Source organism: Ottowia beijingensis, assembly GCF_013423955.1.
GTDB classification, from domain to species: Bacteria; Pseudomonadota; Gammaproteobacteria; order Burkholderiales; family Burkholderiaceae_C; genus Ottowia; species Ottowia beijingensis.
Genome location: NZ_JACCKX010000001.1, coordinates 1,018,358 through 1,037,300, shown reverse-complemented (window position 1 = coordinate 1,037,300; position 18,943 = coordinate 1,018,358). Strand labels below are relative to the sequence as shown.

The 18,943-nt window shown below is 70.8% G+C and carries 9 protein-coding genes, 1 tRNA gene and 8 pseudogenes; 10 read left to right on the top strand and 8 right to left on the bottom strand.

Annotated features, from left to right (window positions below; all coding sequences use genetic code 11):
• Window positions 1-1,271 (bottom strand): annotated as a pseudogene (locus H0I39_RS05225) (TIGR03862 family flavoprotein).
• Window positions 1,272-1,523: 252 nt separating this feature from the next.
• Between H0I39_RS05225 and H0I39_RS05220 the strand changes: the two are divergent.
• From H0I39_RS05220 to H0I39_RS23940, 7 genes and pseudogenes are all read left to right on the top strand, one after another.
• Window positions 1,524-2,780: a glycoside hydrolase family 3 N-terminal domain-containing protein gene (locus H0I39_RS05220; protein WP_180549802.1), complete on the top strand. Its 1,257-nt coding sequence runs from the start codon at window positions 1,524-1,526 to the stop codon at window positions 2,778-2,780.
• Window positions 2,781-2,798: 18 nt separating this feature from the next.
• Window positions 2,799-3,799, top strand: a pseudogene (locus H0I39_RS05215) (tripartite tricarboxylate transporter substrate binding protein).
• Between the two features lie 178 nt (window positions 3,800-3,977).
• A complete protein-coding gene (locus tag H0I39_RS05210; protein WP_308645776.1) occupies window positions 3,978-5,225 on the top strand; it encodes an NnrS family protein in 1,248 nt (415 codons plus the stop codon).
• Between the two features lie 35 nt (window positions 5,226-5,260).
• Entirely contained in the window at window positions 5,261-5,839 is a 579-nt protein-coding gene (locus H0I39_RS05205) for a nitroreductase family protein (protein WP_373368255.1), read from the top strand.
• An 80-nt stretch (window positions 5,840-5,919) separates the two neighbouring features.
• Window positions 5,920-6,663 (top strand): 7-cyano-7-deazaguanine synthase QueC, encoded by a 744-nt coding sequence (gene queC / locus H0I39_RS05200; RefSeq protein ID WP_180549801.1) that lies wholly within the window; start codon window positions 5,920-5,922, stop codon window positions 6,661-6,663.
• Window positions 6,664-6,688: 25 nt separating this feature from the next.
• Window positions 6,689-7,469, top strand: a pseudogene (locus H0I39_RS23945) (SDR family NAD(P)-dependent oxidoreductase).
• A 90-nt stretch (window positions 7,470-7,559) separates the two neighbouring features.
• Window positions 7,560-8,278, top strand: a pseudogene (locus H0I39_RS23940) (acyloxyacyl hydrolase).
• 215 nt (window positions 8,279-8,493) lie between these two features.
• Here the strand turns inward: H0I39_RS23940 and H0I39_RS05185 are convergent.
• The 5 genes and pseudogenes from H0I39_RS05185 to phnD all read right to left on the bottom strand — a co-directional run bounded on the left by H0I39_RS05185 (window position 8,494) and on the right by phnD (window position 14,424).
• Window positions 8,494-10,325, bottom strand: a pseudogene (locus H0I39_RS05185) (ABC transporter ATP-binding protein/permease).
• A gap of 267 nt (window positions 10,326-10,592) precedes the next feature.
• On the bottom strand, window positions 10,593-11,006 hold the full coding sequence (locus tag H0I39_RS05180; protein ID WP_180549799.1) for an EF-hand domain-containing protein: 414 nt from the start codon (window positions 11,004-11,006) through the stop codon (window positions 10,593-10,595).
• Window positions 11,003-11,949 (bottom strand): annotated as a pseudogene (locus H0I39_RS05175) (5'-nucleotidase). The gene H0I39_RS05180 and the pseudogene H0I39_RS05175 overlap by 4 nt, the downstream one beginning before the upstream one ends.
• Window positions 11,950-12,080: 131 nt before the next feature.
• Window positions 12,081-13,300 (bottom strand): annotated as a pseudogene (gene gspF / locus H0I39_RS05170) (type II secretion system inner membrane protein GspF).
• A gap of 68 nt (window positions 13,301-13,368) precedes the next feature.
• Complete coding sequence (gene phnD, locus H0I39_RS05165) at window positions 13,369-14,424, bottom strand: phosphate/phosphite/phosphonate ABC transporter substrate-binding protein (RefSeq protein WP_180549798.1); 1,056 nt, start codon at window positions 14,422-14,424, stop codon at window positions 13,369-13,371.
• A gap of 413 nt (window positions 14,425-14,837) precedes the next feature.
• Between phnD and H0I39_RS05160 the strand changes: the two genes are divergently transcribed.
• Together H0I39_RS05160 and H0I39_RS05155 are read left to right on the top strand one after the other, a co-directional pair.
• Entirely contained in the window at window positions 14,838-16,094 is a 1,257-nt protein-coding gene (locus H0I39_RS05160; RefSeq protein WP_308645774.1) for a sensor histidine kinase, read from the top strand.
• A 76-nt stretch (window positions 16,095-16,170) separates the two neighbouring features.
• On the top strand, window positions 16,171-16,833 hold the full coding sequence (locus tag H0I39_RS05155) for a LuxR C-terminal-related transcriptional regulator (RefSeq protein ID WP_180549797.1): 663 nt from the start codon (window positions 16,171-16,173) through the stop codon (window positions 16,831-16,833).
• A 77-nt stretch (window positions 16,834-16,910) separates the two neighbouring features.
• Here H0I39_RS05155 and H0I39_RS05150 read toward each other — a convergent pair whose 3' ends face one another.
• Complete coding sequence (locus H0I39_RS05150) at window positions 16,911-17,150, bottom strand: hypothetical protein (RefSeq protein ID WP_180549796.1); 240 nt, start codon at window positions 17,148-17,150, stop codon at window positions 16,911-16,913.
• Window positions 17,151-17,443: 293 nt separating this feature from the next.
• Between H0I39_RS05150 and H0I39_RS05145 the strand changes: the two are divergent.
• Window positions 17,444-18,825: pseudogene (locus H0I39_RS05145) on the top strand (L-serine ammonia-lyase).
• A gap of 33 nt (window positions 18,826-18,858) precedes the next feature.
• On the opposite strand, the gene H0I39_RS05140 reads toward H0I39_RS05145, so the two are convergent.
• Window positions 18,859-18,933: transfer RNA gene (locus H0I39_RS05140), tRNA-Arg, on the bottom strand.
• Between the last annotated feature and the right edge of the window lie 10 nt (window positions 18,934-18,943).

The following is an 18,943-nucleotide window of genomic DNA, read 5'->3' as shown; positions in this document are numbered from 1 at the left end:
TCAGCTGCCGCCCTTTAGCCACTGCCGCACGCCGCGCCCGGCGCGCACGCCACTGGCGAGGCACGCCGTGAGCAGGTAGCCCCGGTCGGGGCTTCCCAGTCCAGCATCTCGCCGGCGCAGAACACGCCGGGCAGACGGCGCAGTTGCAGGTCGTCGTCCAGCTCGTCAAGGCGCACGCCGCCGGCGCTGCTGATGGCTTCGGCCACCGGGCGGGTGCGATGCAAATCGAGCGGCAGCGCTTTCAGGATCGGCGCAAGCAGCTCAGGATTTTGTAGCGTTTCGCGCGGCAGCAGTTCGTTCAGCAAGGCCGTCTTGATGCCGTCCAGCCCCAGCTGGCGGCGCAGGTGGTTCGACAGGCTTTGCGTGCCGCGGGGCGCCTTCAGCGCCACCAGCACCTGCTGCGGTGAGCGCGCCGGCAGCAGGTCGAGCCAGACGGTGGTGCGGCCCTGTGCGGCGATCTGCTCGCGCAGCAGGGCGCTGGCGGCGTAGACCAGGCTGCCTTCGATGCCGGTGTCGGTGGCGACGAATTCGCCGGGGCGCTGGAACAGCGTAGCGCCGCATGCATCGCGCACGGTGAGGGCGACCGACTTGAAGGGCTGGCCGGCAAAGCGCTGGCGGAAGAAGTCGGACCAGCCCGCGCCGCCGCGCCCCACCACGTCGAAGCCGCTGTTGGCGGCCACCAGCGGCGCCACCTGAACGCCGCGTGCCGCCAGCCAGGCCTGCCAGGCGCCGTCCGAACCCAGGCGCGGCCAGCTGGCACCGCCCAGCGCCAGCACGGCGGCACGTACCTGTACCGTCACAGCGCCAGTGGGCGATTCAAAGCCAAAAAGGCCTTCAGCGCTTGTGGGGCGGGCGCTGGCAGCTATGTTTTCAGTAGTATCCGGCGGCGGGGCCCAGCCCACCCACCGATGCCGCATGTGAAAGCACACCGGCGCGCCGCCCGCAGCCGGGTGGCGCAGGCGCTGCAGCCAGGCGCGCAGCAGCGGCGCGGCCTTCATCCCGGCCGGGAACACGCGCTGCGAGGTGCCGACGAAGGTGTCGATGCCCAGCCCGGCCGCCCAGTCGCGCACCTGCTGCGGGCCCCAGTCGCGCAGCCAGGGCTCGACGCGGCCCTGCGCCGCGCCGTAGCGGGTGACGAAGCGGTCGAAGGGTTCGGCGTGCGTCAGGTTCAGCCCGCCCTTGCCGGCCAGCAGGAACTTGCGGCCGACCGAGGGCATGGCGTCGAACACGTGCACGGCCACGCCGGCGGCCGACAGCACCTCGGCCGCCATCAGGCCCGCCGGGCCGGCGCCGATGATGGCCACGTCGACCGCCAGGACGGGGTTGATTGGCACGGCAGGGGGCAGGGGTTCAGGCGCTGGGGACACGGATCAATCCAGGGGCAGGGGCGGCGGCGGGCCATGGTAACCGCCCGTGCCGGCGGGCTGACCAGGCGCAAGCGGCGCGCGATGGGCGCCGCGCAGAATGACCGGATGACCCTGTCGAAAATGATGCGTTCGTGGCCGTCGCCAAGCCTGCCCCGCGTGGCGAAGATCCTTGCCCTGGGCCTGGCGGGCCTCGCGCTGGCCGGCTGCCAGACCTGGCCCGGCCAGCCGCCGTTGACGTTGACGCAGAAGGCCGGCCAGATGGTGATGATGGGCATCGACGGCACCGATGCGGCGTCGCCCGCCGTGCAGCAGGCGCTGGCGCAGATCCGCGCCGGGCAACTGGGTGGCGTGATCCTGTTTCGCAACAACATCACCAGCCCCGGGCAGGTGCAGGCGCTGAACGCGGCGCTGCAGGCGGCCAACCCGCTGCCGTCGCTGCCGCTGCTGATCGCGCTCGACCAGGAGGGCGGCCTGGTGCAGCGGCTGCGCGCCAGCAACGGCTTCGAGGACACGCCGGCGCCCGAACAGGTGGCGGCCAGCCAGACGCCCGAGCAGGCCTATGCCACCTACCGGCACATGGCGTCGATGGTGAAGGACGCGGGTTTCAACTTCAACCTGGGCCCGGTGGTCGACCTGCGCTGCGATCCGCACGACGAGACGCACCAGCCGGCGTCGGCGGTCATCGGTGTGCTGGGACGCAGTTTTGCCGACGAGCCCGCGGTGGCCGAGCGCTACGCCACCGCCTTCATCCGCGCGCACCACGACGAAGGGCTGCTCACGGCGCTTAAGCACTACCCCGGCCACGGCCTGGCGCACGACGACAGCCACCTGGGCCTGGTCGACGTGACCGGCACCGCGCAGTCGATGGAGCTGCGCCCGTTCCGCCACCTCATCCGCGCCGGGCTGGCCGACGCGGTGCTGACGGCGCACCTGGTCAACCGCCGGATCGACCCCGACTGGCCGATCACGCTGTCGCAGAAGATGATCGGCCCGCACCTGCGCGAGCGATTGCATTTCGGCGGCGTGGTGGTGACGGACGATATGCACATGGGCGCGATCCAGAAGTACCACGGCGAGCGCGAGGCGCTGGTGCGCGCCATCCAGGCTGGCAACGATTTGCTGGTGTATTCCAACAGCGCGGTGGCCGCGCGCGAGGTGCCGGGCTTCGCGCCGCGCTACGACATGGGCACCCACGTGGCGGCGCTGGTGCAGGATGCGATTGCGCGCGGTGAACTCACGCCGCAGCAGATCGAGGCTTCGTGGCAGCGCCTGGCGCGGCTGCGCGCGCCTGCACCCGGCGCCGCCGCTGGCCGGCAACCTGCCAGGGGGCGATTAGGGGTACAGCGCACGCGGTGCGCGGTGTCGCCAGGGGCGGACAAGGCGGGGCAGCCCGCCCACAATGGCGCGACCTGAACCCGACTGGAGACATCGATGAGCCCGCACTTGCCTGCCCCCAACCTGAACCGCCGCCGCCTCAACCTGGCCCTGGCCGCCGGCGCGGCCACGCTTGCGGCACCGGCCTGGGCCCAGGCCGCCTGGCCGTCAAGCCGATCCGCATCATCGTGCCCTACACGCCGGGCGGCTTCACCGACCAGATGGCGCGGCTGGTGCAGCCGGGCCTGCAGAAGGCGCTGGGCCAGACCATCGTGATCGAGAACAAACCGGGTGCCAACAGCATCATGGGGGTCGACCAGCTGGCCAAGTCGGCGCCCGACGGCTACACCTTCGGCGTCGTCATCGCGGCCTACGCGGCCAACACCACGCTGTATCCCAAGCTGCCCTACCACCCCGCCAAGGACCTGACCGGCGTGGCACTGCTGGGCGTGTCGCCGCTGGTGGCGGCGGTGGCCAACAACGCGCCCTACAAGACGGCCAAGGAGGTGATCGAGTACGCGCGCGCCAACCCGGGCAAGATCAGCTTCGGCTCATCGGGCAACGGCTCGTCGGCGCACCTGACGACCGAGCTGTGGAAGCTGCAGACCAAGACGCACATGGTGCACATCCCGTACCGCGGCGCGGCACCGGCGCTGAACGACCTGATGGGCGGCCAGATCCCGCTGTTCTTCGATGCCGCCACCGGCCTCATCCAGCCCGGCAAAGCCGGGCGCGTGCGCCTGATCGGCGTGGCCGGCGACAAGCGCCTGGCGGCGCTGCCCGACACGCCCACCTTCATCGAGCAGGGCTTCAAGGATTTCACCGGCAGCACCTGGGCCGGCGTGCTGGCGCCCGCCGGCACGCCGCGCGAGATCGTGCAGCGCCTGAACGCCGAGCTGAACAAGCTGGTGGCCAGCGACGAGATCAAGGCCCGGCTGGATGCCATGGGCACCGTTCCCGGCGGCGGCACGCCGGAGGATTTCAACCGCTTCATCGACGCCGAAACCGCCAAGTGGGCCAAGGTGATCAAGGCCGCGGGCGTGACGGCCGACGGCTGACGCCACCCTGGCGCGCGGCTGCCGCCCCCGGTTCTCTTGACCCCGGTCATGGCCAGGGGTTTGCCTTGCGGCGTACAAGGGGTGCCATGACCGACCCGACGCCGCCCCAGCCTGCCCGCACCATTCCCGTTCGCACCGCGCCACCGGTGCCCCGGCGCGCAGCGGCAAGCCGGCGCCGGTGACTGGGCCGTGGCGGCCGTGGATGCTGATGGTGGCGCCGCACCGGCTGGCGTTCTGGCTGGCCATGCTGATCCTGGTGGTGGCCAGCGGCTGGTGGCTGCTGGTGCAGGAAGACCGCGTGCACGGCTGGTTCGGCCTGGGCTACGCCGTGTCGCCCACGCTGACGCACGCGGCGGCCATGGTGTTCGGCTTCATGCCGCTGTTCTTTGCCGGCTTTCTGTTCACCGCCGGGCCCAACTGGCTGCGGGTGGAGCCGCTGCCGGTGCCGCGCCTGCAGTGGCCGCTGTTCCTGCAGGCGGGCGGCTGGCTGCTGTGGCTGGCGGGCGCGCATCTGCAGGCGGGTGTGGCCCTGGCCGGGCTGGCGCTGGCCTGGCTGGGGCTGGCGTGGATGTTCATGCTGTATTGGCAGCTGGTGCGCGCCAGCCGGGCGGAAGACCGCATGCACGCCAAGTCGGTGGGCGTGGGCGGCATCGTCGGCGTGCTCAGCCTGGCCGGCACCGGGCTGGCCATGCTGGCCGGCCACGACGCGCTGGCCCTGGTGCTGGTGCGCACGGCGCTGTGGGGCTTCATCGTGGTGGTGTACGTCAGCGTGGCGCACCGCATGATTCCGTTCTTCACCTCCAACGTGCTGCCGCTGATCGAGCTGTGGCGGCCGTTCTGGGTGCTGCGGCTGATGCTGGGCGTGGCGGCGTTCGAGGTGTTGGCGCTGTGGGTCGACTTCTTCGCGCCCTCGCAGCAGGCCTGGCCGGCGTGGACGGTGCTCGCCATCGCCGTCGAGCTGGCTGCCGGCGGCGTGCTGCTGTGGCTGGCGGTGGTGTGGGGCCTGGTGCAGAGCCTGAAGATCCGCCTGCTGGCGATGCTGCACGTGGGCTTCGTGTGGCTGGGGCTGGCGCTGTTGTACAGCGCGGCATCGCAGGCGCTGTGGCTGGCCACGGGGCAGCCGGTGCTGGGGCTGGGCGCGCTGCATGCGCTGTCGATGGGCTTCCTGGGCTCGATCATGGTGGCCATGGTCACACGCGTGTCGTGCGGCCACAGCGGGCGCGCGCTGGTGGCCGACAACCCGGTGTGGGCCATGTTCTGGCTGCTGCAGGTGGCCGTCGGCGTGCGCCTGCTGGCGGCGGTGCAGGGCATGCCCATGTGGCTGACGGCGCTGGCCGCACTGCTGTGGACCGCGATTCTCACCGCGTGGGCGCTGCGTTACGCTAACTGGTATGGAAGACCCCGCATCGACGGCAAAGCCGGCTGACAACCCCCGCCCTGGGCCACCCCCGTCCGCCCGAGGTGGTGGAACTGGCCCACGCCCTGATCCACACGCGCCAGACCATCTTGCCCAAGCGGCTGGCCGAGCCCGGCCCCGATGCCGCGCAGCTGCAGGCCATCCTGGGCGCGGCGGCCAGCGCGCCCGATCACCACGAGCTGCTGCCCTGGCGCTTCGTGCTGGTGCCGGCCGGGGCGCGCGATCGCCTGGCCGAGGTGTTCGCCACGGCGCTGCTCGAACGCGACGCCAGCGCCACGCCGCAGCAGGTGGCGCAGGCGCGCGAGAAGGCCTACCGCTCGCCCCTGCTGCTGCTGGCGGTGGTGCGCCTGCGCGACGACGATGCCGAGATCGAACCGCACGAGCGCATCGTCTCGGCCGGCTGCGCGGTGCAGAACATGCTGCTGATGGCACACGCGCAGGGCTTTGGCGGTGCGCTGACCAGCGGCAAGGCGCTGCAGTCGGCGCCGCTGCGCACGCTGTTCGGCCTGCAGCCCGACGAGCAGGCGCTGTGCTTCGTCAACATCGGCACGGTGGTCAAGGCCAGGCCGGTGCGCCTGCGGCCCCAGGCGGCGCAGTACGTCAGCACGTTGCCGGATCGTTGATTGCTATCATTAAAGTAGCTTTCAGCGCCCGTCAGACAAGCGCTGAAGCCTGTTTTTGTTCATAAAACCATCGTGCATCCATGACACACCCCAGCGCCCTCGTGCTGTTCTCTGGCGGGCAGGATTCGACCACCTGCCTGGCCCACGCGCTGACGCGCTACCAGCGCGTCGAGACCATCGGCTTCGACTACGGCCAGCGCCACCACGTCGAGCTGCAGCAGCGCCAGGTGGTGCTGCGCGCACTGCGGGCGCGCTTTCCGGCCTGGCGCCAGCGCCTGGGCGAGGACCACGTGATCGACATGGCTGTGCTGGGCCAGGTCAGCGAGACCTCGCTCACGCGCGACATGGCGATCGAGCTGGAGCGCAGCGGCCTGCCCAACACCTTCGTGCCGGGCCGCAACCTGGTGTTCCTGACCTTCGCTGGCGCGCTGGCCTATCGGCGCGGCCTGCAGGCGCTGGTCACCGGCGTGTGCGAGACCGACTATTCCGGCTACCCCGACTGCCGCGACGACACCATGAAGGCCATGCAGATCGCGCTGTCGCTGGGCATGGACCGGCGCTTCCTGGTCGACACCCCACTGATGTGGATCGACAAGGCCGCCACCTGGCAGCTGGCGCACGACCTGGGCCAGCAGGGCGATGCGGCTGGCGGCGGCGATGCGCTGGTCGAGCTGATCGTGGAGCACTCGCACACCTGCTACACCGGCGACCGCAGCCGGCGCCACGCCTGGGGCTACGGCTGCGGCACCTGCCCCGCGTGCCAGCTGCGCGCGCAGGGCTGGGCGCGCTGGCGGCCATCGCGCGCGGCGCCGTCATCCGATTGAAATCACGCTGTCTCGGCGGCGCGCTATGCTGGCCGTTTTGACCGAAAGGAGAACACCCATGCGACTGCAAGGCAAGACCATGATCGTCACCGGCGGTGCCAGCGGCATCGGCCTGGCCACGGTGGAGCGCTGCCTGAAGGAGGGCGCCAAGGTGGTGCTGTCCGACCTGGCCGGCAGCGATGGCGCCGCGCGCGCCCAGGCGCTCGACGCCATGGGCGCACGCTGCCTGTTCATGCCCTGCGACGTGACCTCGACCGAGCAGGTCGATGCGCTGGTGGCGAACACGGTCGAACAGTGGGGCAGCGTGGACATCGTGTTCGCCAACGCCGGCATCGGCGGCACGGGCGATGCCGCCGACACCACCGACGCTGATTACCTGCGCACCATCGACATCAACCTGAACGGCGTGTTCCGCACCGCGCGCGGCGCTGCGACAGATGTACCGCCAGGGCTCGGGCAGCATCATCAACTGCGCGTCGATCCTGGGCGCGCTGGGGCAGAGCGGCACCGTGGCCTATTCGGCGGCCAAGGGCGGCGTGGTTAACATGACGCGCACGCTGGCCATCGAGGCGGCGCCGCGCGGCGTGCGTGTCAACTCCATCGGCCCCGGCTACATCGACACGCCGCTGCTCAAGGATTTTCCGGACGAGATGCGCCAGGCCCTGATCCGGCTGCACCCCATCGGTCGCCTGGGCCGCGACGAAGAAGTGGCCAACGCCGTGCTGTTCCTGGGCAGCGACGAGGCCAGCTTCGTCACCGGGGCCTACCTGCTGGTGGATGGCGGATACGCGGCCGGCAAGTCCTGATCGCCCTGCGGCGCCGGCCGGGCTGCGCACGTGCGTGGCCAATGCTGCGCGCGCATGTGGTCATTGCCCGACAGACGCGGCGGGTGAAAAATGCCATCATGCTGGCCGTGCACCGGGCAAGGCTTCATTGGTCGGGGCACAAGGCGGCGAGGAGCCGCCGGCCGACGATCCACCACTACAACGCAAACACAATATGCGCTCTTATTCGCACCGCGCGCCTGGTCATGGCCCGCGCTTCCGTTCTTCCGTACCGGTCGCGTTGCCGGCGAGCAGGCACTTTGTCCAAGTGGCCCTGGCCCTGGCCCTGGGGGCTGGCGCCGTCGGCGGCGCCGCGGCCCAAGGCGTCGACTGGACGCTGACCGGCGGCGAGGCGAAGAAGGGCGACGTCAAGAAGCTGGGCGTCATCGCCGGCTGGACGCGGGCCGAGCCGCTGTGGCAGGGCCAGCAGTGGCGCCTGAAGCTGCGGCACGAGGTCGAACTGTCCGCCTGGGACGTGCCCAAGGCCAGCGACCTGATCGAATTCGGCTATTCCCCGTGTTCCGGATCGAGCGTCCGTTCTCGGGCGGCACCATCGCCTTCTTTGTCGAAGCCTCGATCGGCGTGCGCCTGCTGTCGCACACCCGCATTTCGCCCACCCGCACGCTCAGCACCGCCTTCCAGTTCAGCGACCAGCTGGGGCTGGGCGTGCAGTGGGGCGCGACGCGCGTTCGACGCTGGGCGTGCGCTACCAGCACATCTCCAACGCCGGCATCAAGAAGCCGAACCCGGGCATGGATTTCGTGCTGCTGTACTACACGCACCGCTTCTGAAGTGAAACACCCCCTGAGCCGCCTGCGGCGTCTTCCCTCTCCTGCGGGAGGGGGACACAGCCAGTGCCCGGCGCAGGTCCGGGCACGGCTGTCGCTGGCCCGGCCTGCTCCGCGGCCTCTCGGCTCTTTCGTTTCATGCGCCGCGGGTGGTGCGGCAGCGCCATGGATAGCTGATTGCGCAGTGTCCGCACGCGACTGCACCGTTTTCCTCTGATTCAAGCTGGCGTGGCCAGCGACCCGGTGCTGAAGCGATAGCGCGCGGCGCCGTCGGGCGCAGCGGGCTCCAGCTGCCAGCGCTGCGCATGAAAGGCCGCCACGCTGGGCCGGTGGGCGATCGACAGCAGGGCGCCGCCGGCGCGCTCGGTCATGGCCTTCAGCCGCGTGTACAGGGCTTGCTCGGCCGGCACGTCGAGCGCGCTGGTGGCTTCGTCGGCCAGCACCCAGGCCGGTTGCTTCAGCAGCACGCGCGCGATCGCCAGGCGTTGCTGCTCGCCGCCGCTCAGCTTCTGCGTCCAGTTGTCGCGCTCATTCAGCCGTTTGGCCAGATCGGGCAGCAGCGCGTCCTGCAGCGCGGTCCTCAGCTGCTCGTCGGTGTAGTCGCTGGCCGGCTCGGGGTAGGCCAGGGCGTCGCGCAGCGCGCCGTCCGGAAAGTACGGACGCTGGGGGATGAACATGCTGCGCTGCGGCAGCGCCACCTGGCCTTGCGCCCAGGGCCAGATGCCGGCCAGCGCGCGGAACAGCGTGCTCTTGCCGCTGCCCGACGGCCCCTGCACCAGCGTGTGCTGGCCCGGCGCGGCGCGCAGCGTGGCACCTTGCACCAGCGTGGCGCCGGTGGGCAGTTGCAGCGTCAGGCCCTGCGTCTCGATTGCTTCTGAATTGATAGCTGCTGGCGCTTGCTGGACGGGCGCTGAAGCCTGATTTTGCTTGTAAAGCGCGGCTTCGAAGCTGGTCAGGCGTTCGGTGGTGGCGCGCCAGGCGGCCAGGCTGTCGTAGTTGTCGACGAACCAGGACAGGGCGCCCTGCACGCGGTCGAAGGCGCTCGAAATCTGCATCAGCTGGCCCAGCTGGATGGCGCCGCTGAAAAAGCGCGGCGCCGCGATGATGAAGGGAAACACCGCCGCCGCCTGCCCGAACAGGTTGGTGAAGCCGACCAGCTGCTTCTGCTTGGCAATCAGCCGCAGGTAGTTGGACAGCACGGCCGTGAAGCGCGTGTCCAGGTTGCGCTCCTCGACCTGCTCGCCGCGGTCGAGCGCGATCGATTCGCTGTATTCGCGCACCCGCACCAGGTGGTGGCGAAAGTCGGCCTCGCGCTTCTGCTGCTCGAAGTTCAGGCCGATCAGGGGCGGCCGATGTAGTGCGTGAGCACGCTGCCCACGGTGCAGTACAGCACCGCCATCCACACCATGAAGCCGGGGATGGTGGTGGTGGTGCTGCCGTTGAAATTGAACGAGAAGCTGCCCGACAGCGCCCACAGCACGCCGACGAAGCTGACCAGCGTGACCACGGCGTTCAGAAAGCCCATCGACAGGCCGATGGTCTGGCTGGTGAACAGGTTCACGTCTTCCTGCAGGCGCTGGTCGGGGTTGTCGGGCACGCGCTGGCCGGGGTGGGGCAGGCCGGCTTCGGTGGTGGTGGGCTCGGGCGCGCCGGCGTAGCGCGCCAGCTCCATGCGGTAGAAGGCATGGCCGCTGAGCCAGCGGTGCATCAGGTCGCGCGTCATCCAGGCGCGCCAGCGCACCTGCAGCAGCTGCGTGAGGTAGAAGCGGTAGACGGCGATGACGATGAAGATCATCGCCAGGTACGTGAAGCGGCCCAGCTGGGTCCAGAACACGTCCTGGTTCTTGTTCTGCAGCGCGTCGAAGAACACGCGGTTCCACTCGTTGATCTGCACCAGCATGTACACCGCGCCCAGGTTGAGCGCGACGATGGCCGCCAGCAGGCCGCGTGCCTTCCAGCGCTCGTCGGACGAGCGGAAGTAGGGCGCGGACAGGTGCCAGACCTGGCGCAGGAAATTCCCGAAACGGGCGAGCTTGTCGGACCAGGCCATGACTGGACTTTCTTGTGGGGCGAAGAAGGCCGCATGCTAGCGGCCCGGGCGGGGCGGGGGCGTGGGGCGGCACGCCGGGTGGGGTGATCAGGGGCGTGGCCACGCCATGCCAACGCCCTGTTTCATATACTCCCCTGCATGCGCCGCGAAAGCGCCCGCCAGATAGGCGCTGGAGATGCATACTCCCCTGTTGCAGGCAATCCGGCGGGCCATGTGCGGCGGCAGTCCTGCTGCGGCGCGAAGCGTGCCGCGGGCGGTGGCGGCGCTTCAGCGCTGCGCGTCGGGCGCCGCTGTGGCGCTGTCGCGCCCGAGCGCGGCCGCCTGCGCCTGCTGCTTCTGCAGGGCCTCGCGCTTGCGCCGCTCCTGCCGTTCGGCGCGGCGGCGGTCGGCCACAGTGCGGATTTCCTGCTGCGTCAGGTAGCCGTCGCCGTTCAGGTCGGCGTTGCGGAAATACTCGGCCAGCGACGGGCTGAGCCGGAACGCCACCTTGGCCTCGTCGCGCGAGATGCGGCCGTCCTGGTTGGCATCCAGCATGCTGAACCACTTCAGCGCCTGCTGTTCGCCCTTGCTGGGTTTCTTGGGGCTGGTGGCGGGCACATCGGCAGGCTGCGCCACGGCGGGTGCCATGCCGAAGGGCAGGGCGATGACAACGAACGACAGAAGCAGGCGCGAAACACTCATGCCCGGTTGGAGTCCGCTCGGCGCCGCGGGGTTTCGCGCGCCGCCGCCAAATTTGTAACACCAGCGGCCACGTGGCCGGCCGGCACGTGCTGCGCGGCGTGCTCGATGTGGCCGGTCTGGTCGTCGAAGAAGAAGTCGGGCTCGAACTCGCGCAGGAACTCGCCCTTGGGCAGGCCGCCGAGGAACAGGGCCTCGTCCACGCTCACGCCCCAGTGCATCAGGGTGCGGATCGGGCGCTCGTGCGCCGGCGCGCTGCGCGCCGTGACCAGCGCCGTGCGGATGCGCATGCGCGCGGCGCCACCGTGCTGCAGCCGGTGCAGCGCCGCCAGAAAGGGCTGGAAGGGGCCGGGCGGCAGCGGCAGGTTGGCCTTCTCGATCTCGTGCGACTGGAAGGCGTCCAGCCCGCCGCTCTGGAACACGCGCTCGGCCTCGTCGGAGAACAGCACGGCGTCGCCGTCGAAGGCGATGCGCACTTCGTCGGGGTGGCGGTCGCCGGCGCGCGCCGACTGCGTGGCCACCTGCGCCGCCGGGTAGCCCAGCGCCAGCGCCTCGCGCACGTCGGCGCCGTTGGCCGACAGGAACAGGTGTGCGCCCAGCGGCCGCACGTAGCGGAACGGGTCGGCCCCTGCGTGAACACGCCGCGCTGAATCTGCCGCAGCCCGTGCGCCGCCGCCGAGCGGAACACCCGCATGCCGCTCACCGGATCATTGCGCGACAGCACCACCACCTCCACGCGCTGCTGCCCTGGCTCGTTGAAGGCCAGCAGCTTCTTCACCAGCGAGAACGCCACGCCCGGCTTGGCCGGCACGTCGATGCGCTCGAACTGCAGGCGCATGTAGGCCTCGGCATCGCCGGCCTCGAACAGCTGGTTTTCCTCCTCGAAATCGAACAGCGCGCGCGAGGAAATGGCGACGACGAGCTGGTTGTGCAAGGTGGTGGCCATGGTGGAGGTCAGTGCGTGGATGCTTGAGGAACCCATGGCCGCGCAGCAGGCCAAGCCAGAACGCCGTGCGCGGGTCCCCCGCGCACCAGCGTTGTCCCCCTGGGGGAAGGCGCCGAAGGCGACTCAGGGGATCACTTCACCCACTGGTTGAGCTGGATGATCGGCAGCATCACCGCCAGCACGATCAGCATCACGATCACGCCCATGGCGACGATGAGCAGCGGCTCCAGCACGGTGGCCAGCTGCATGGCGCGGCGCTGCACCTCGGCGCTGAGCTGGTTGGCCGCGCGCTGCAGCATCAGCGGCAGCTGGCCGGTCTGCTCGCCCAAGCGGGCGAACATGGCCAGCAGGCCGGGAAAGCGCTTCTTCTGCGCCAGCGCGCTGGCCAGCGGCGCGCCTTCGCGCACCATCACCAGGGCGTCCTCGGCGTCGGCGCGCATGGCGGTGTTGTGCAGGGTTTCGGCCGCGGCCTGCAGCGCGCGCAGGATTGGCACGCCAGCCCCGGCCAGCATGGCCAGCGTGCTGCCGAAGCGCGCCGCGTTGTAGCCGCGCGCCAGCCGGCCCACCAGCGGCAGGCGCAGCCAGAAGGCATCGAACTTCTGGCGAAAAGCGGGGTTTTTCAGCGCCAGGCGGGCGCCGACAGCTATCAGTACCATAGCGCCCAGCAGCCACCAGCCATAGCCGCGCACGAAGTCGCTCAAGGACAGCATGGCGATCGTGATCCACGGCAGGCTGCGCTGCGTGCCGGCGAACACCGTGGCCACCTGCGGCACCACGTAGCTGACCAGGAAGATCACGATCACGATGGCCACCAGGGTGACGATGGCCGGGTACAGCGCAGCGCCGATCAGCTTGGCCTTCAGCGCCTGGCGCTCTTCCAGGTCGTCGGCCAGGCGCTCCAGCACGGTGCCCAGGTGGCCGCCCTGCTCGCCGGCGGCGATGACGGCGGTGTAGACGGGGCTGAACTCGCGCGGCTGCTGCGCCATGGCCTTGGCCAGCGGCGAGCCGGCGTTGACCTCCGAGCGCAGGCTGGCGATCAGGTTGCGCTGGCGTTCGTCCTCGGCCTCGTCGGTCAGGGCAGTGAGCGAGCGCTCCAGCGGCAGGCCCGATGCGACCAGGCCGGCCAGCTGCCGCGTCCAGATCGCCAGCTGCGTGCTGTTGAAGGCGCGGCCGCCGCCGATGGGGCGCGACAGCACCGAGCCGCCGGCGCCACCCGCCACCGGCTCCACCGCCAGCGGCACCAGCGCCTGCCCGCGCAGCACGCGCGCGCAGCCTTGGCGGTGTCGGCCTCGATCACGCCCTTGCGGGACTTGCCGTCGGCTTGCAGGGCTTCGAAGGTGTAGGCGGGCACGTCGCGGTGGTGCAGAGCGCCGATGCTGGCGCGAAGCCGCCAATGGTAGCGGCTGGCTGCCCGCGCCCTCAGTCTGCGCTCAGCATTTGCACCTGCGTGGCGTACTGGCTCTCGATGCGCGCCAGCCGGGCCTGGCGCGCCGCATCGTTGATCCAGGTGGCGGAGTGCGCGCTGTCCAGGTCGAGCTGGCGCGTGAGGCGGGCCACCGGCAGCAGCGCGCGGTTGTCGGCGGGCAGGAAGCCGGCGAAGTCGTGCAGGCCTTTCAGCGCCGCGCGCTGCTGCTCGGCCTGTGCGCCGCTGCCGCGCCCGTATTGCGCCAGAAAGCGCTGGGCGCGGCCGCGCATGGCGTCGCCGTGGGCGTTGCGCAGCACGATGAAGCCGTGCGGCACCAGCTCGGACTGCCACAGCACCCGCAGGCGCGCCGTCTCGGCCGGGAACTGCGTGCGGAAGCGCTCGAAGTCGGCGCTGTTGTTGGTGGCCAGGTCGGCCTCGCCATTGGCCACAGCCAGTGCGGTGCGCTGGTGCGTGCCGACGATGTCGCCCTGAAAGCGGGTCTCGATGTCGATCTGGCGCGGCAGGAACAGCTGCAGCTTGGGCACGATGAAGCCCGACATCGAGCGCTTTTCGCCGCGCGCCAGCCGCCAGCGGCCGGGCTCCACCAGCACCGCCTCCAGGTCGCGCACCGGGCCGCCTTCGCGCGCCAGCAGCAGCGCGCGGTAGCCGGGCAGGCCGTCGTGTCGCGTCACCTGGGCGATGGCGCGCATGTCGTGCTGGGTCACGGCGTCCAGCGCCATCTTGCCGGAGAGGAAGGCCAGATCCACCTCGCCGCGGCGCACGGCCTCGCCCAGTCCTTCGTAGGACGTGGCCGAGAACATGTGGATGGGGCGGCCGAGCGCCTGCATCAGCTCGTCCAGCAGCGGCTCCCAGCCGGTGCGTGAATCCACCATGCCACCGATCGGCAGGATGCCGAAGCGCAGCGGGGCACGGGCGTCCTCGCCGGCCCGCAGCGCCAGCGGCCAGCAGGCCACCGCGGCGGCGGCCAGCACCGCCTGGCGGCGCGTGGGCCCAGCGTCCCGGGCGGTGTGCGGCAACGGTGTACCGCCGGTGATGTGGACATTCTTCATGGTTTGTGGCACGGTCCAATGCATTGATTCTCACGCATTTCGCATTGGGTTACATGCCATGAACGGGGTATCGACACCATCGCATCGGCGGGCAGGGCTGTCGCTGGTGTGGCAGCTGGTGCTGCTGGCGGTGGTGCCGGCGGTGCTGGCGGTGGGGGCGCTGCTGGTGCTGACCACGCGGCAGTACCTGCAGGGCATCGAGCACCACATCCGCCAGCAGGGAAACGCTGGCGCAGCAGCTGTCGGCCTCGGCGCAGGCGCCGCTGGCGCGCGAGGACCGGCGCGCGCTGCTGCGGCTGGCCGAGGCCACCATGTCGCAACCGCATGTGCAGCAGGTGCAGGTGTGGTCGCCCGAAGGGGAACTGCTGGCCAACGTCAACACCGCCGACCTGCGGCGCTAGGAGGGCCTGCTGGTGCGCGCGCCGGTGGCCAGCGCGGGCGGCGGCGTGCCGGGGCAGGTCGGCATCGACATCGGCCTGGACGAGTTGCGCGCCGCCGAGGCGCGCGCCTGGACCGGCGTGCTGCTGGCGGTGGCGGCGTGCCTGGCGGCCGTGCTGCTGGCCGGCGTGTGGGCGGCGCGTCGCATCAGCGCGCCGGTGCTCAAGCTGGCCAGCGCCGTCGACCGGCTGGCCGCCGGCGAGCCGGTGCAGGTGACGCTGGAGGGCACCGCGGAAGTGCGCCATCTGCAGCAAGGCTTCAACGCCGCCGCCACCGCCCTGCACGACGGCCGGCAGCTGCTGGAGCAGCGCGTGCGCGAGGCCACGGCCGAGCTGGCCGAGAAGAACCGCGCCATCGAGCAGGCCAGCCAGGCCAAGACGCGCCTGCTGGCCGCCGCCAGCCATGACCTGCGCCAGCCGCTGCACGCGCTGACGCTGTTCTCGGAAGGACTGGCCAGGGACGAGCCCGACCCGGCGCGGCAGCAGCGTATCCGCCATGTGCGCGAATGCGTGGCCTCGCTGGACCATCTGTTCGCCGAGCTGCTGAACATCTCGCAGATCGACGCCGGCGTGCTGCAGCCGCGGCATTCGGACTTCGCGCTGGACCGCCTGTTCGACGACGTCAGCCGCAACTTCCGCCCGGTGGCCGAGGCGCAGCATCTGCGCCTGGTGGTGCGGCACACCGACCTGTGGGTGCGGTCGGACTACTTCATGCTGTCGCGCATCGTCGGCAACCTGGTGGCCAACGCCGTGCGCTACACGCCGCGCGGGGGCGTGCTGGTGGCGGCGCGCCGCCGCGGGCCGCAGGTGCGCATCGACGTGATCGACACCGGCATCGGCATCGCGCCCGAGCACCAGCAGCGCATCTTCGACGAGTTCTATCAGGCCCCGTCGAGCCCGGACCTGGCCGCGCGCGGCACGGGTCTGGGCCTGGCCACCGTGCAGCGGCTGGCCGGGCTGCTCGGCCTGCAGATCGGCCTGACATCGGCGCCCGGCCGGGGCGCGCGCTTTCATTTCGAGGTGCCCATGGCCGCACCCGAGCCGGCCTGGGCGCCGGCGGCCGACGAGGCCGCGGCGCTGCCCATGCCCTGCGATGCCCTGGCGCCGCCGGCTGGGACGGGCGTGCGGTGCCAGCGGCGCCGCTGCCGGCGCTGGTGCCGCCCGGCGCGCAGGCGCCGCTGGCCGTGGCGTGAGGCACTGGCCTACGCCTTTGGCCGGTGCCCGGCGCCTTGATCCGCGCGTGCAACCCGTTTATCGTCAAAGTGGTCCCGCGACCGCCTGAAGGCCGCATCAACCTTGCAGTCACGCCATGAAAATCCTCATCGCCGACGACCACCGCCTCATCCTGGAAGCCGTGGCTGAGAAACTGGCCGAGCTGGCGCCGCAGGTCGGCTTCGTGCAGGCGCTGAGCGTGCAGGAGTTGCTCGACAGCGTGTCGGCCGATCTGGACCTGGCCGTCATCGACCTCGGCATGCCCGGCGCACACGGCGTGGGCCACATCGCGCAGGTGCATCAGCGGCAACCGGGGCTTCGCATGGTGGTGCTGTCGGGCCAGGAAGACCCGGCCATCATGCATGCCGCGCTCGACGCCGGGGCATCGGGCTTCATCCCCAAGGCCTACTCGCCCGACGTCATGCTGTCGGCGATACGGCTGGTGCTGCAAGGCGGTGTGTACGTGCCGCCCCTGATGATGTCGCACCCTGGCCTAGACGACGGGCACCGCACGCCGGGCCCGGCCGCCAGCCCGCGGGGCGCGCATGCGGCGGCGGCGCACCTGCGCCATGTGCTGACGGATCGTCAACTCGAAGTGCTGAGCCTGCTGTCCGAAGGGCAGCAGAACAAGCAGATCGGCCGCAACCTGGGCATCAGCGAAGGCACGGTGAAGATTCACCTGGCCGCGATCTTTCGCGCGCTGAAGGTGCGCAACCGCACCGAGGCCGTGGTGGCGGCGCGGGCCGTCACCGCTGGGTGAGGTGAGAATTTATAAGAAAATTGGCTGCAGCGCCCGCCAGGTAAGCGCAAAAAGCTATATATGTGATAGCTAACGAGTCACTCGCAGACGAAAGTCAACGCGGTCTCCGCGCGCGGTGCCAGCAGGCCCGACGGGCTTTCCTTCAGGTCGACCTGCCTGAAGCGCTTGCCCTGCACGGCGCAATGCGCGGTGGCCTCCTGCGTGGCGGCGCGCGTCAGCGCCTCGGGCTGGGTGGCCACCACGCCGCGCTTGCTGATGGTCCACGAACCGTCGAACCCGGCCACCGGCCCGGTGCTGGTGGCGGCGCAGCTGGCCATCAACAGGGCAGGCGCCAAAGCAACCATGAATCCACGCATGCGGGCCTCCAGCCAGAGAAATGTGATCGGGATGATCGCACGATAGCCGCGCGCCGCCGGGGCTGCTGACGGCGCAGCACCTGCCACCGCCGGGCGAAGGCGCTGTTCTGCGTGTCGGCCAAGTGCCCGCGCCGCCAGCCGCGGTGTCGCACCCTCGACGAGGGTATTCAGTGGCCGCGCGGCCTGCTCGCAGTACCATGCGGCGGACGGCTCGTCCCTGCGGGCGATGCACCTTCCCGGCGATGCAGGCGTTCATGACCATCAGTGCTCTCGACCTCTTCAAGATCGGCGTCGGGCCCTCCAGCTCGCACACCGTGGGGCCCATGCGGGCGGCCTGGACCTTTGCCGAGCAGCTGCGCGCCGCGGGCTGGCTCGGCGCCGTGCAGCGCGTGCAGGTGCGGCTGTACGGCTCGCTGTCGGCCACCGGCATCGGGCACGGCACCGACCGCGCCACCGTGGCCGGATTGCTGGGCGAGCAGCCCGACCGGGTCGATCCCGATGCCATGGCGCAGGCGGTGGACGCCGTGCGGCTCGACGGCCGGCTGCGCCTGGCGGGCGAGCGCGAGATCGCGTTCGACTGGTCGCGCGACCTGCAACTGCTGCCCGTCAACCTGCCGCGCCACCCCAACGCCCTGCGGCTGACGGCGCACGGCGACGATGGCGCGGTGCTGTACGAGAACACCTATTACTCCGTCGGGGGCGGCTTCATCGTGGACGAGGCCCAGGCCGCCGCCGGCGGCAGCGGCGCGGACGACGTGGCCGTGGCGCTGCCCTACGCCAGCGGCGAACAGTTGCTGGCCCTGTGCCGGCAGCACGGCCTGCGCGTGGCCGACCTGGTGCTGCGCAACGAGCGCGCCTGGCGCCCCGACGCCGAAACGCGCAGCGCCCTGCTGGCGATCTGGCAGGTGATGAAAGGCTGCGTGGCGCGCGGCCTGAAGTGCGAGGGTGTGCTGCCCGGCGGGCTGGAGGTGCCGCGCCGGGCGCAGGCCATGCACGCCCGGCTGAACGCGCGCGACAGCCGCCCGAACCTCATCACGCAAACCTTCTCGGCCATGGACTGGGTGAACCTGTACGCCCTGGCGGTCAACGAGGAGAACGCCGCGGGCGGCCGCGTGGTGACGGCGCCCACCAACGGCGCGGCCGGCATCATTCCGCGGTGCTGCACTACTTCATGGACTTCCAGCGTGGCGCCGGCGACGACGACGTGGTCGACTTCCTGCTGGCGGCCACCGCCATCGGCGTGCTGATCAAGACCAACGCCAGCATCTCGGGCGCCGAAGTCGGCTGCCAGGGCGAGGTCGGCTCGGCCTGTGCCATGGCCGCGGCCGGGCTGGCGCAGGTGCTGGGCGGCACGCCCGAGCAGATCGAGAACGCCGCCGAGATCGGCCTGGAACACAACCTGGGCCTGACCTGCGACCCCATTGGCGGCCTGGTGCAGGTACCCTGCATCGAGCGCAACGCCATGGCGGCCGTGAAGGCCATCAACGCCGCGCAGCTGGCGCTGTCGGGCGACGGCACGCACAAGGTCAGCCTCGACGCGGCCATCCTCACGCTGCGCGACACCGGGCGCGACATGCTCGACAAGTACAAGGAAACCTCGCGCGGCGGGCTGGCGGTGGCGTTCACCGAATGCTGAGGCGCGGGCAGGGCGCGATGCGCGCCAGAAGCCTGGCACCACCGACAGGAATCGAACCTGTATCTAGCGCTTAGGAGGCGCTCGTTCTATCCATTGAACTACGGCGGCAGGGCCCGGC

Coding starts and splice junctions, on each gene's coding strand:
- queC (WP_180549801.1), top strand. CDS start 5,920: ATGACACACCCCAGCGCCCTCGTGCTGTTCTCTGGCGGGCAGGATTCG.
- H0I39_RS05180 (WP_180549799.1), bottom strand. CDS start 11,006: ATGAGTGTTTCGCGCCTGCTTCTGTCGTTCGTTGTCATCGCCCTGCCC.
- phnD (WP_180549798.1), bottom strand. CDS start 14,424: ATGAAGAATGTCCACATCACCGGCGGTACACCGTTGCCGCACACCGCC.
- H0I39_RS05155 (WP_180549797.1), top strand. CDS start 16,171: ATGAAAATCCTCATCGCCGACGACCACCGCCTCATCCTGGAAGCCGTG.
- H0I39_RS05150 (WP_180549796.1), bottom strand. CDS start 17,150: ATGGCCAGCTGCGCCGCCACCAGCACCGGGCCGGTGGCCGGGTTCGAC.